An 11,991-nucleotide genomic window follows, 5' to 3' on the forward strand; every position below is an offset into this window, starting at 1 on the left:
CCCGTTGATATGAACGACACTGTCAAGCCCCCTAGATCACGTGCCTTAGAATCCCCGTCGTTTCAGGGATTTTCAGTCGTCAAGTGACCGTGGAATATCGCAATGCAGTGAGGATATACCGTTAAAGCTCTTGACGATGCACTGTCTTTCCGTAGTTAAGCAAGGGAGATGACGATAGGGAGGCATCTCCTTAGCTGCCAGTTTGGGTTAAAGGCATGGCCTAAAGGCAAGGTTCGTCGACGATTGGTACACTGATATTCGCGGGTTGGGTCTCGCCGGGTCGCTGGTGACGACAATTAGTGTCATACACCTCGAACGGAGTTCCTCACCCCGTTTGGAAACTGTGCGACACCAGCGACCGCCGTTTTCCGCACGTTTACCTCTAACCTTGCGCCTGACGACTACTGTGCGACAGGTGGCGAGGGTTCTGCGGTGCCCATGTTGTTGAGGTCGTCTCGTATCGGAAGTAAGAAGGCGAGGCCGGCGAGGACGCTGACGACACCCATGAGGATAAAGAGGACGGGCAAGGGAACGACCACCATGAGTGCACCGTAGACGGCGAGTCCAAGCGGTGTGGCCATCGTGGACAACGTGCCCAGTAGGCCGAAGACGCGTCCACGCAGTGGGTCGGGAACGACCTGCACGGCCATGGCACCAATTGAGCCGTTCATGATGCCGACAGCCAACCCGGTGAGCACGAGTATGGCGATCGCCCACCAATTGGTTCGAACGGCCCCTACACTGCTGATCAAGGCGCCATCGATGATCAGCCCGCTCATGACGACGGCGCGCAAGGGCACCTTTTTTGCCACTGTCCCAAGCAGCATCCCACCGACAATGATACCCACAAAGAATGCCGCCCCAATGAACCCGAGCCACAACGCGCTGTCGCGCAACGGACCGCGTATCCAAGCGGTTAGCGCGATGTCAAATGCGGCCAATCCAAAGTTTGCTACCAACGCCGATGCAACGATCAAGAGAATCATGCGCGATCGGCCGAGGATCGCAAAGCCTTCTTTCCAGTCGGTCAGAAAGTTTGATGGTTCGCCCCCGCGTGGGGGCTCTGGTGCCCGGACAAACAACAAACTGACTACGGACACGAAAAAGGAGATGCCATTGGCCAAAAACAGGACGGGCGCTCCGAGAGCAGACAGCAGGGCACCGCCGCCTGCTTGCCCAGCGAGTTGAGCGGTCGCTGAACCCGATTGGTTGATTCCCATCGCCGCAGGAACATTTTCTTCGCGAACGACGAGCGGAAGCAACACGGATTCAGCTGGTCCGAAGAAGACACCCACGAGTTGGAGCAGGAGCACGATGACGACGATCCACAGAAAGCTTAGTCGCCAGATCGCGATCAACCCGATCAAAAGTGATAGGGCACCACGCATCAAGTCGGCCACGATCATGGTTCGGCGCTTGTTCCAGCGGTCAACGAAAACGCCCGCCACCAGACCTGCGAGACCTGGAAGGGACTGAGCGAAGCCGACAATCGCCAGATCAGCCTTCGAGCCGGTCACAATGTAGACGTACCAGGGTAGTGCCAGCAGGTAGAGATTGGTGCCCAGTGTCGACACGATCTGCCCGCCAAACAAAATAGCAAATGATTTGTTGCGCAGAATTTTCAACATGGAGTCACCATATGCCCCTTTGACGATCCAGCATGGGGCTGGGTAGTTTCCCAGCGAAGCCAGTGTAGCATAGGAATTGGAACTAATCTACACAAATTTTTGATTTTTCAGCCGATTTTGGAGACACTTTTTGGGCCTGCGAACCCTGTCCTTAATTTTTTCTTGACTTAGCTTACGTAACTAACTTGCCTTTAAACAAAATTTCCACTTGGCCGTGAAGTTCCTCAACTAGTTTAGCTAACTCTTCAGGTGTATTGCATTGCAGCACGTGATTATCTCCTCGTATCATAATAGTTGAAGATCTTTATCGTTCAATTTCCGGGTGGCACAGGTCAGTTGGATCAGTGTTGTAGATTTACAGAGCCGGCTTCTTAATTAGCCTCGTTCACCATACAGAATCATGAGTTCCCGTCTCAGTGTAGTTCACTTTATTGTACCATTTCGCCGGCAGCCCCACGATGATTTATGTCGCAGAGCTTCTTGCGCTAATTGCCTCAAGTGCGCTATAAGCCGCATATCGGACAGACTGCATGAATATGCAGTGTCAGATTGATCTGGGTGCGTTGCCGTTGAACAACGGAAACCTTACACGAAGGCTTTCACCATCGTGAAATAAGTACTCCCAGGGGGATAGTCTGAAATTTTTCCTACGACCCTATATTGGTGTAGTTCATAAAATAATCGTGCTTGAAATTCGTAGGTGGTTAGCAGTGCCTTGGTTGCACCCTTCTCCTTAGCGATGGTTTCTGCTTTGTGGAGTAAGAGCTGACCGAGACCTTTGCCTCGGTATTCTTCTCTGAGCCAGAAATCGTGAATCTCCACCCAATGCCAATACACTTCAGCTGAAATTCCGCCAATCCACTGCTTGTCGTTATCCAATACGATAATGTTAATGGGTTGAATCGAACCCTCTTTTCGTATTTCACGATGGTGGATTGAATGTTCGTTATTGTATTCTCTTATCTTGTGTTTCAAAAAAGCTGAAAACTCTTCGTTTTGTTCTAAAGAAACGTCTATAGAATAGTTCATTGGCTCCTCCTCATATAAGTGTATTTAAATAAACCGATTGCGAAAGATTCCGAAAGCGTACGTCACCGTATCATCATACAGCAGGTAAGCGCTTACGGCTTATGAATTTTCGCTCCCATATGCAAGAGAACCTACGTGGATGAACTAGTTCTAACGGCTTAGTCGATTTTCAATTTTCCGTTTCATATCTTCTGGGTCGTCAACTCAAACCGCTATAACTGTATATGATCCATCACCAATGTGATATCCATATCATGTTAGGCGTATCACTTTATCAGAGTGGTATGTCGAAGGATTGCAGATTGCCCAGGAGCGTATGGGACAACTGAGATCGACACAGGCCATTTTGTACGGTATGCAAATGGCCATGTTAGAAGAACGCATACGGCTAGACAAGGAATCTCTAAAAAAAATCGCGTATATTCCACATCCAAGGCAATACCCGATGGAACAAGCGATCATTGTTGGATTTGCCCAAGCGTGCCTTTCGATAGGTGAGGAAGAAGAAGTCTGGCAGATCAGTGGCGTGAAAGGCGCGTTCGAGACAGTCCATATCGAAGCGGTATCTACCGAATCATCGACTAAAGGGAAATTTAGTGGCAATACAAACCACGCGGAAACAAGGGAACATTCGTGCGATGAGGTCTATTGTTGATGCCATCATCCATCCAAACGGATGTGTGTGTTTAGATAGCCAGCATGAGAAGAATCTGTACGAGGAATTGTTAATACGGCGGCTGCAGCTCGAAAAACCGTTGCTACCGCATGATACGTGGTATAGATATAGACCGGATTATGTACTTAGAGGATGGTTTCGGCCAGTTATTGTTGAGGTGTGGGGTTGATGGATGATGTAGTCTACGCTTCACAGGCAACAGTGAAGCGAAACGTGTATTTGGCGGCTGAACAAGCGGGAGTGATCCATTTTTTAGAGTGGGATGTGAGTGGAGGCTCATACCATCTCATGTTAGAGCTTTTGGATGAGATGAGAAAACTAGCTGAAAAGTAGGGTGGTGTTTGAAAGGGATGATCGCAGTGCTATGAAACGAAACTAAAGTTAAATGCCCAAATAACGATCAAGTCCTAAATGTGGTGTAAATTCATCTTTGGTAGAAACCGCCTTATGTTAACTAATCATGCTGATTTTTGTGTCTTGTTTTACTTGCTTTTTCTGCTCCTCTTTCCACAGAAAATACTCCTGCATGTCCAGATAGCGATGACCCGTTTGCCACTTCTCATCCATCTCCATGAGCAATGCGCCTATGAGTCGCTTCACAGAATCGCGATTGGGGTAGATGCGGATCACACGATCTCGTCTACGAATCTCTTCGTTCAAGCGTTCCACACCGTTCGTGGTGCGCAGACGCTTTCGGTAGCGCTCTGGCAAGACGAGAACGGCCGTGATGTCATCAAACCCATTTTCAAGAGTCTGGATCGCCTTCGGCACTTTCTCACCATAATCGCTCACCACTTTATTCATGAGTAAACGTGCCGTGGCCATATCTGGCGCATCGAGAATGGCACGCGTCTTCCCGTATAACTCCGCTTGCAGGTGCTTCGGTGTCGCATCCATGACATTTCGCATGAAATGCGTCTGGCATCGTTGCCACGTTGCTCCCTGAAACTGCGCGTGTAACGCCTTGATAAGTCCGCTATGACTGTCAGAAACGACCACATTCACGCCTCTCAGATCACGCTGTTTGAGCCAGCTGAAAAATTCCGACCAGCTAGCTTCTGATTCGCTGTCTCCTAACGTGATGCCAAGGATTTCACGATAGCCTTCTTCGTTAACGCCTGTTGCGATCATGGCCGCTCGGGGACGGACACGCCCCTCCTCCCGAATTTTTAATACAATGGCATCCACCAAAAGGAAGGGATATTGATGCTCCCTCAGATTTCGTCCATTCCAAGCTTCAACAATGGGATCAAGGTATTTACATACCTCAGATACCGTGGATTGTGAGAACTTTGCGCCGCAGAGTTCTTCTGTAATCGCAGTGATTTTGCGGGTCGATACGCCTTGGATCACCATCTCCACCATGGCCAACAACAGCGCCTGCTCACTGCGCTGATAACGCGCAAACCATTCGGTGGAGAAACGACCATTTCTCAGCCGTGGCACTCGCAATGTGAGGGTGCCCACGCGTGTGGTGAGTGGATGGGGACGGGTGCCGTTGCGATAGCCCTGGCGTTCTTCCGCACGCTCATACGGCTCTGCCTGCAACTGCTCGGAAGCCTGTGCATTCAGCACTTGGTTCAACACCTGCTCCAGCAACTGCGCCACCCCTCGATCTCCAGAAAATAACCCTTTCAAAATGTCGTCATCCACGGTAATGTTGTATTGTGCCATTTCGTATTCCTCCTAGTAGATTTGTGGTCGATACACTCATTCTACTAAAGAGGGACGAGATGGCACATTTGCATGATGTCAACCATTGTCCCGCCGAATTTACACCAATTATACGGACTCAACTACATACTCAATCATCTATCGACAGACTCCATTTAATTTGAAGGTTAATAGAATTTTTTTATTTTTATAAATGAATTAAACAATTTATTTATTATAGTGAAAAATTTTAAAAATAAATAATTATAAAAATATTATATAAATAATAGTGAATTCTATAAAAAACAAGGTGGACTGTGCTATAATAGTTAAATAGGTAGGTGGAAGCAGTTATATTGTTTTCCCTATTTAATTAAGGGGATGCTATTTATGGGAACAGATAAGAATTCGAAGTCAGAGTCACTTCGCGGACAAGCAGAAAAAAATTTTTCCGAGATAGGTGCTAACGCTGGGGAAATTGTTGATAAAGTGACTAAAGTTTCTGATGAAATCGTACATGGTGTTGCAAGTACAACTTCTGATATCGTACGTGGTGTCGGGAACACAACTTCTGATGTCATTGAGAAGTCTTTATCGAAAACAGGGAGTATATTACACAAAGTGGCCAATCGACTAGACCACCACTCCAAGAATGACGGCTAGTAGCGAATCATATAGTATGTAAAATAATTCAGATGCTATGATACTGCTTACGTACAAACTAAAAGGTCGTTCCTTTGGAAGGAACGACCTAAATTTATTATCATTGTCGATGAATGAATCTAGGTTTAGATTCAATCAAGTGCCAACGGTGCGCGAAGGTTGTCGCTAAACGCATTGGGTCATCATGAAAAATGACATCTCCATCTTCGACAAACAAATGCTGGATGTATTCGGTATCTTGGTTCATATGAGTACGAACGATATCCCTGTTTAAGTACATTCGTTCCACCATACAATGTTCGACAGCATCGAGATATTTTTGCGATTCAGGAATGCCCATAATCATGACAATCACCACCTAATAAGAAATACACAGTTGGACATATCACTATATCTTTATTATAGCAGATACCGTCAAGCATTTTTGGATGGATCCTACAAACCCGAACCAAATTTGCTCAAACTCATGACGTTCTTGGTACTCCGGCGGCGTCCAAGCTTTAACAAGCTCTACATCGCTCAACGTCCAGTTACATGTACCGACGTCTCTGTCTGCGCAACGACCACATATCCAATCGTACGGCAGGCTTTCTCGATTACCGAATGCGCCGTAAAGCCCCGCGCTTTAGCGCTGGGGATATAAGGCGCTCGCCGCTAGGCGAATCTTTTGTTTTTCAATCGCAGTAGATAGACCGTTGTGATATACTATTCTCATGGAATACACATCCAATCACAACATCGTCTATTCTTGTAAATACCATGTGGTATGGTGTCCAAAGTATCGTCGCCGCGTACTCACGAGCGAAGTGGAGGAGCGGCTACAAGCGATCCTGCGTGAAGTGGCAGAAGAGCGTCAAGCGGACATCATCGAACTTGAGGTCATGCCAGATCACGTCCACCTTTTAGTCGAGGTCGATCCTCAGTTTGGCATCCATCGATTGGTTCGGTTGATGAAAGGGCGCAGTTCCCATCACTTGCGTGAAGAGTTTCCTTGGCTAAAAAAACGCTTGCCAACGCTTTGGACAAATTCCTATTTCGTCTCCACGGTGGGAGGTGCCCCACTTGCCGTCATCAAGCAGTACATCGAAAATCAAAAAAACGTCTAAGAAGTCGAAGAGTCAGACGCCCTCTTTTGTGTGTGAATTCCCCCTGCGAGTCACGCGCCGCCAAGAACGAACAGTAGAAGCACGGTTTGAAGCAGGACGCCAACTCTACAATGCCCTTCTTGGCGAGGCTAAAAAAAGACTGGCGCTTGTCAGACAATCTATCTGGTACACGAAGGCCAAGAAAAGCACGAACAAAAAAGAGCGGCAGGCTCACTTTGCGGCAGCCCGGCAAGCACACGGATTTTCCGCCTATGCCCTTGAAGCGTTTGCGGATAAAATACGGCGTACCACATGGCTGGGTGATGATCTGGATTCCCACGTGGCGCAAAAACTAGCCTATCGCGCGTTTGATGCAGTGCAAAAGGTCGCGCTGGGAAAGGCCAGAAAGGTGCGATTCAAAGGCAAACGCGGATTGCACAGCCTTGAAGGGAAGACGAACGCCGCTTGCATCCGTTGGCGGGAAGATCGGGTGTTATGGAATGGTCTTGAATTGCCGATGGTCACGGACGTGGCTCACGATCCCGTGATTCAGCATGGCCTATCCTCTCGTGTCAAATACGTTCGCTTGGTAAGAAAAGATATTCACGGACATTCCCGCTACTACGCGCAACTTGTCTGTGAAGGTGTTCCGTATGTTAAACGGAATGAAAAAGGCGAGCGCACGCATCCCATTGGCAACGAGACGGTAGGGCTAGATAGTGGGCCGTCTACGATCGCTATTGTTGGCGATACCCAAGCAACGCTCACGCGATTGGCGGATGAAGTGGTGAGAGACCACAAGAAGATTCGTCGGTTGCAGCGCAAGCAAGACCGCCAGCGCCGTGCCAACAACCCTGATTGCTACGATGAAAAAGGACGTGCCATCAAAGGGAAACACCCAACGAAGAAAAGTCGCCATCAAGTAGAAACCGAAGCGGTACTCAGGGAACTGCATCGTCGGGAAACAGCCCATCGGAAAACACTCCATGGACAAGTAGCGAATCAGGTCATCGCCATTGGCACTCGAATCAACACGGAAAAACTCAGCTATAAAGCGTTTCAGAAGATGTTTGGCCGTTCTATTGGTGTGAGGGCGCCCAAGCTGTTTCTTTCCATCCTCACCCGCAAGGCTGAAAGTGCTGGCGGGAAAGTGGAGGAATTCAGTACGTACCGCACCGCATTATCGCAAGTGTGTCTTTGCGGACAAAAGCACAAAAAACGGTTATCCGAGCGCGTCCATGCCTGTGATTGTGGCGTGGTGATGCAACGGGACTTGTTTAGTGCGTATCTGGCAAAGCATGTAGAAAACGAACGCCTGCAAGTAGCTGATGCGAACGAGCATTGGCAGGGTGCGGAACCGCTCCTGCGGACGGCTTGGCAACAGGCGTATAACCAACCTGCAAGTGGAAGGCCAGCGCCTTCCTCCTTCGGAACGTATCGGAGTCAGAGCGGGTCGTCCGAAAAAGAAAGTCTGCCTGAACATGAGGCGCGGGATGTTGTAGTGATGGCGCAAGTCAACGCGAGAGCCTGCGAGAGTGCAAAGGTATAGGCTTTTAGAACCCCCTGGCTTTAGCCATGGGGAGGTTCAGGTCCTTTTCGTATTGTTGACGCCCATAATTCATTATATGCATCAATGATGAGCTTTTGTACAGGATCAATACGTCGAAGTTTTTTTAGAGTGGTTTGAACGGTAACCAATATGGGTTGTGTTCCGTTTGCATCAGCTCGAGCCCTAGCCCACCGAATAGCTTGCCATGAGAATCCTGTTAAGTAAAAACCAGGGCCAAAATCTGTTACAGGATCTTGGTCAGACGATTCAGGAATACCGATTCCCTGATGAAAGCTCTTTTCTTGTGAGCTGTCAGTACCGTGGAAGAGCAAAATCCGTGTGCTATCAAGGAATTTATCTCTGTTCTGAATCATTGCTGCCAATCTCATCTAGTCCAACATCTCCTGTATTCAACGCCGAATCCATAGGACGGAAATGTTTACTGCCATAGGGACGTAGAAACGTATGTGCGGATTCGTCCAAATTAAATTGAATTCGTTTTATAAGACCAACATTCTCCAGTTCACTTAACCAATAAGAAACTGTGCGTTTACTTTTTTTAAAGTAACGTGCCATGGTTTCAATGGTTATCCAACATTCACCTGTCTCATTAACACCACGATGGCCCAAATATACGTATAGCCGAATAGCATTTCCAGAAACCCTGTTCAGGACGTCTTCGCTTACCATCGTAGAAAACACCGGGAAATACCCTCCGGCCTATAAATTACTTATCTTCCATTTCCGATACACATTTTGGTACGATTCTGAGGATGTGTTTTTACCCACGGTCATCACCTGATAGTATTATATACTAATGTTTATTAATCTCAACAAAAAGTTGCATACATATCTATACACCAACTATTAACTCGTCAAATTTCTCTGCATGGCACAATGTTGAAACCCAAAGCTAACACGGATCCACTAAGCTGAACCTAATGTCGTTACAGTGTAATTTTGGGTGGTATGTACATGAGCTCGTGGATTCAAGCTCAGGAAGATGGCCGAAGCTTTAGGAATACATATGATGAACTACAGGATAATTCAAAGGCACATAAAATTCTGCATAATCTGTACGAAGAACAAGCCAATCTCGTATGTGGTGTTAGGCTCTAATGGTGGACACCTCGAATCGATAGTGTAAAAATAAGTAAATCGATTCGAGGTGTTCAAGGAGCGAAGGTGCGGCTCCTCCCCATAACTGAAGTCAGGGGTATCCGCCGCACCGAAATTGATGAATAAGACGCATTTTCCCTCATTTCGTATACTTAGCGATGATAATCCAGACCCACTGCCCAATACCCTTTATAATGTTCACGCGGATCATCGGTAACAGTAAAGATGTCCTCTACCCACCCCACGTCCGGCGTTATCCAATTTTCCTTCAGTACACTGATATTAATTTGTGCGGCGGATACCACATTGGTATCCACGTCATCGTGCTCGTCCTCATGAAACAGCAACCCATTAACAGCGGTTTGGCCATAGACAAATTCCAAGAGGAAATTGCCAATAGATTTCTCTGGATCGGTTTTCCCGGTGCGGATATACCCGTCAAATCGGCCGCCCAGTAACCAGTAATCCAGCTTTCCCTTCGGATTCCGACGTGTCCGGCCAGTCCCTTGGCAATCCTCGCAATTGGATTCGGGAGAAGTTCCGTGTTCCGTGCACCGGCACGGACGATCGTCCCCTTTGTGGTAGAATCTCTTGTAAGGATAGACATGTTCTTCGATCTTCATTAGCAGTTTGATTTTGTCTTGGCGTATCGTATCTTCTGGAAGCAGAACGATGACAAATCCGTGCATGTGCTACACCTCCTCGTTTTCTGTGGAGTACGTCTCAAATTGTCTACGATTAAAATAGCATGAGAACCCGCGAGTGTACAAGGTTTATGAAGCCTAAAAGAAGTTCGCGTACACTTTCGTTTTCTACATCATAGTTCGATAGTGGACCTAGTATAAGATAGTGTGGACACCAATAGAAGGAATACTATACGGTGATTACGACTCTACAAAGTTCCTTTTTTGCACAGAAGTGATCATGACATTTTTATATACGCGTCTACTACACCCATACTTTTTGCGTGAGTTTTGGAAATAGCAGACATGCTCGTACAACGCTATGCACTCGCGTATGGGATTGGCATCGTTGCGTATCCAGAGTACCTAGATGACCAACGAACGATCACCGATCTGATCGCGAGTGTACACATGCCAGAAAGACATTATGGTCGAGTGGAACCCATCACACCCGTGATTGTAGGTTGTGTCGATCATGCGCCCACGCGAAAACTGTTGCACGAACAAGTGCACACACTTCGTGATGCGGTGTACATCGACAGTGGCAACGGTGGCGTGACGGTTCCTGATGATCCAGAGCACATCAACCGGTATCAGCTGGCGAAGATCAAAGCGACCGGTTGGGATGGGAAAGTGGTTGAACAGATGAAAAACGAATAGATAAAACAAAATCAACACCGTCTACCACTCGGTAGGCGATGTTGATACATGAAAATGCTCATGGTAAAAGGTATATCTTCCGATTGAACCAGAGGATGCAAAGTTATTTTTTCAACTGATTGATATGCGCTATGAAAAACGAAGTACAATTTTGACAACAAATGTGAACTTCAGAGCATGGGATGAAGTGTTTCGTGAACCGAAACTGGCCAACGCTATTCTTGATCGTATCCTACATCATGCGACTGTCGTTACCATTGTAGGCGATTCCTACCGGTTGCAGAATCATCTCGCTAAAGATGATGATTAATTTTGTACATACTTAAACAAGCGAAAGTGTACATGTTTGTGTTGACATTTACAAGTATACGTACGCGGAGAATAACCCGATGAATCGGGTTGACCCGAGCGGGGAGTTCTCATGGCGATGGATTGGAAATTTCCCGAGATACATCGAGCCACCAGCATGGGTTTATTCCGATTTTTTCGCCGCAAACCCTGAGTTCAGTGCCCCGGAGGAAGCGGAAGCTGAGCTTGCGGTGAGGCTTGAGGGTACGGGGAACGCTTCCCGGATGACTATGAATTTGCAACGGTTTGCCCAAGATAGCAATAAGCTGAACCACATATTCGGAAAGTCCGAGCACAACCTCGAAGAGTTTCTACAGGGGTATGAAGGTAATCAGGTACGGGCATACAACGCATTAGAAAATGCCACTCAGGAATACGTTGAAGTTGGTCGCGTGAGCCTGATTACATTTACTAGTTCTCTAAGGTACAATAGAACCGTATCATGCATACAAAACCCAAGGCGATTTTCGGATATACGAGGGGGTGATGGGATGTCTACTGATGAGCAGCAGGTCATTGAAAAGGTTGTTCGTCAATTGGTGGAGACACTTCCCATAGAACGAATTATTCTCTTCGGTTCACGTGCTCGAGGAGATGCGGGCATAGATAGTGATTACGACTTCTTAGTGATTATGGATAGTGACATTAAACCCTCAAGGCGTGGACTTATGGCTCGACAAAAAGGATTAGTCCCTGGCGTCCCTATGGACTTTATGGTGCGAACGCCTGAAGAATGGGACCGTGGATTTCCGCTGAAAAAGGAGATTACTGCTGAAGGGAAGATCGTGTTTGAAAGAGGAGACCAAAGCTTGGCTCGCAAAGACGCATGACGATATGGCTGCAGCTCACGTGCTGTTTGATGCGGGCTTGACTGACGGAGCGTGTTTCCACAGTCAAC

The 11,991-nt window shown here is 47.4% G+C and carries 14 protein-coding genes and 1 pseudogene; 8 read left to right on the forward strand and 7 right to left on the reverse strand.

Going from position 1 to position 11,991, the window contains the following annotated elements; translation table 11 throughout:
• Positions 1 to 401 precede the first annotated feature (401 nt).
• Together MM817_RS14570 and MM817_RS14575 are read right to left on the reverse strand one after the other, a co-directional pair.
• Positions 402 to 1,625: an MFS transporter gene (locus MM817_RS14570; protein ID WP_241716467.1), complete on the reverse strand. Its 1,224-nt coding sequence runs from the start codon at positions 1,623 to 1,625 to the stop codon at positions 402 to 404.
• Positions 1,626 to 2,213: 588 nt separating this feature from the next.
• Positions 2,214 to 2,657, reverse strand: a complete 444-nt coding sequence (locus MM817_RS14575; RefSeq protein WP_241716469.1) for a GNAT family N-acetyltransferase — start codon at positions 2,655 to 2,657, stop codon at positions 2,214 to 2,216.
• A gap of 316 nt (positions 2,658 to 2,973) precedes the next feature.
• On the opposite strand from MM817_RS14575, the gene MM817_RS14580 reads away from it, so the two are divergent.
• Positions 2,974 to 3,312: a hypothetical protein gene (locus MM817_RS14580; RefSeq protein WP_241716472.1), complete on the forward strand. Its 339-nt coding sequence runs from the start codon at positions 2,974 to 2,976 to the stop codon at positions 3,310 to 3,312.
• 189 nt (positions 3,313 to 3,501) lie between these two features.
• Positions 3,502 to 3,666 (forward strand): hypothetical protein, encoded by a 165-nt coding sequence (locus MM817_RS14585; protein ID WP_241716474.1) that lies wholly within the window; start codon positions 3,502 to 3,504, stop codon positions 3,664 to 3,666.
• Positions 3,667 to 3,783: 117 nt separating this feature from the next.
• On the opposite strand, the gene MM817_RS14590 is transcribed toward MM817_RS14585, so the two are convergent.
• Positions 3,784 to 5,007, reverse strand: a complete 1,224-nt coding sequence (locus MM817_RS14590) for an IS256 family transposase (RefSeq protein ID WP_241716476.1) — start codon at positions 5,005 to 5,007, stop codon at positions 3,784 to 3,786.
• Positions 5,008 to 5,376: 369 nt separating this feature from the next.
• On the opposite strand from MM817_RS14590, the gene MM817_RS14595 reads away from it, so the two are divergent.
• Entirely contained in the window at positions 5,377 to 5,649 is a 273-nt protein-coding gene (locus MM817_RS14595; RefSeq protein WP_241716478.1) for a hypothetical protein, read from the forward strand.
• Positions 5,650 to 5,749: 100 nt separating this feature from the next.
• On the opposite strand, the gene MM817_RS14600 is transcribed toward MM817_RS14595, so the two are convergent.
• Positions 5,750 to 5,995, reverse strand: a complete 246-nt coding sequence (locus MM817_RS14600) for a hypothetical protein (protein ID WP_241716480.1) — start codon at positions 5,993 to 5,995, stop codon at positions 5,750 to 5,752.
• Between the two features lie 367 nt (positions 5,996 to 6,362).
• Between MM817_RS14600 and tnpA the strand changes: the two genes are divergently transcribed.
• Together tnpA and MM817_RS14610 are read left to right on the forward strand one after the other, a co-directional pair.
• The gene (tnpA, locus tag MM817_RS14605) at positions 6,363 to 6,755 is read left to right on the forward strand and encodes an IS200/IS605 family transposase (RefSeq protein WP_241716481.1); all 393 of its coding nucleotides are present in this window, start codon (positions 6,363 to 6,365) and stop codon (positions 6,753 to 6,755) included.
• Positions 6,712 to 8,283 carry a transposase gene (locus MM817_RS14610; protein ID WP_241716483.1) on the forward strand — a complete coding sequence of 524 codons (1,572 nt, stop codon included), beginning with the start codon at positions 6,712 to 6,714 and terminating at the stop codon, positions 8,281 to 8,283. The genes tnpA and MM817_RS14610 overlap by 44 nt, the downstream gene beginning before the upstream one ends.
• A gap of 20 nt (positions 8,284 to 8,303) precedes the next feature.
• Here MM817_RS14610 and MM817_RS14615 read toward each other — a convergent pair whose 3' ends face one another.
• From MM817_RS14615 to MM817_RS14625, 3 genes are all read right to left on the reverse strand, one after another.
• Complete coding sequence (locus MM817_RS14615) at positions 8,304 to 8,672, reverse strand: DUF3990 domain-containing protein (RefSeq protein WP_241716485.1); 369 nt, start codon at positions 8,670 to 8,672, stop codon at positions 8,304 to 8,306.
• Positions 8,638 to 8,985: a helix-turn-helix domain-containing protein gene (locus MM817_RS14620; protein WP_241716487.1), complete on the reverse strand. Its 348-nt coding sequence runs from the start codon at positions 8,983 to 8,985 to the stop codon at positions 8,638 to 8,640. The genes MM817_RS14615 and MM817_RS14620 overlap by 35 nt, the downstream gene beginning before the upstream one ends.
• Positions 8,986 to 9,554: 569 nt before the next feature.
• Positions 9,555 to 10,091 carry a hypothetical protein gene (locus MM817_RS14625; protein WP_241716489.1) on the reverse strand — a complete coding sequence of 179 codons (537 nt, stop codon included), beginning with the start codon at positions 10,089 to 10,091 and terminating at the stop codon, positions 9,555 to 9,557.
• Positions 10,092 to 10,391: 300 nt separating this feature from the next.
• On the opposite strand from MM817_RS14625, the gene MM817_RS14630 reads away from it, so the two are divergent.
• The 3 genes and pseudogenes from MM817_RS14630 to MM817_RS14640 all read left to right on the forward strand — a co-directional run bounded on the left by MM817_RS14630 (position 10,392) and on the right by MM817_RS14640 (position 11,923).
• Entirely contained in the window at positions 10,392 to 10,745 is a 354-nt protein-coding gene (locus tag MM817_RS14630) for a hypothetical protein (protein ID WP_241716490.1), read from the forward strand.
• A 73-nt stretch (positions 10,746 to 10,818) separates the two neighbouring features.
• Positions 10,819 to 11,055, forward strand: a pseudogene (locus MM817_RS14635) (ATP-binding protein); the annotation flags it as partial.
• A 529-nt stretch (positions 11,056 to 11,584) separates the two neighbouring features.
• The gene (locus MM817_RS14640; RefSeq protein ID WP_241716492.1) at positions 11,585 to 11,923 is read left to right on the forward strand and encodes a nucleotidyltransferase domain-containing protein; all 339 of its coding nucleotides are present in this window, start codon (positions 11,585 to 11,587) and stop codon (positions 11,921 to 11,923) included.
• Positions 11,924 to 11,991: the final 68 nt, after the last annotated feature.

The organism is Sulfoacidibacillus ferrooxidans (assembly GCF_022606465.1).
GTDB lineage: Bacteria > Bacillota > Bacilli > Alicyclobacillales > SLC66 > Sulfoacidibacillus > Sulfoacidibacillus ferrooxidans.

Bases quoted from the DNA above. Each gene is read 5' to 3' on its own strand.
- MM817_RS14575 (WP_241716469.1), bottom strand. From the start codon at position 2,657: ATGAACTATTCTATAGACGTTTCTTTAGAACAAAACGAAGAGTTTTCA.
- MM817_RS14580 (WP_241716472.1), top strand. From the start codon at position 2,974: ATGGGACAACTGAGATCGACACAGGCCATTTTGTACGGTATGCAAATG.
- MM817_RS14585 (WP_241716474.1), top strand. From the start codon at position 3,502: ATGGATGATGTAGTCTACGCTTCACAGGCAACAGTGAAGCGAAACGTG.
- MM817_RS14590 (WP_241716476.1), bottom strand. From the start codon at position 5,007: ATGGCACAATACAACATTACCGTGGATGACGACATTTTGAAAGGGTTA.
- MM817_RS14595 (WP_241716478.1), top strand. From the start codon at position 5,377: ATGGGAACAGATAAGAATTCGAAGTCAGAGTCACTTCGCGGACAAGCA.
- MM817_RS14600 (WP_241716480.1), bottom strand. From the start codon at position 5,995: ATGATTATGGGCATTCCTGAATCGCAAAAATATCTCGATGCTGTCGAA.
- tnpA (WP_241716481.1), top strand. From the start codon at position 6,363: ATGGAATACACATCCAATCACAACATCGTCTATTCTTGTAAATACCAT.
- MM817_RS14615 (WP_241716485.1), bottom strand. From the start codon at position 8,672: ATGAGATTGGCAGCAATGATTCAGAACAGAGATAAATTCCTTGATAGC.
- MM817_RS14625 (WP_241716489.1), bottom strand. From the start codon at position 10,091: ATGCACGGATTTGTCATCGTTCTGCTTCCAGAAGATACGATACGCCAA.
- MM817_RS14630 (WP_241716490.1), top strand. From the start codon at position 10,392: ATGCTCGTACAACGCTATGCACTCGCGTATGGGATTGGCATCGTTGCG.
- MM817_RS14640 (WP_241716492.1), top strand. From the start codon at position 11,585: ATGTCTACTGATGAGCAGCAGGTCATTGAAAAGGTTGTTCGTCAATTG.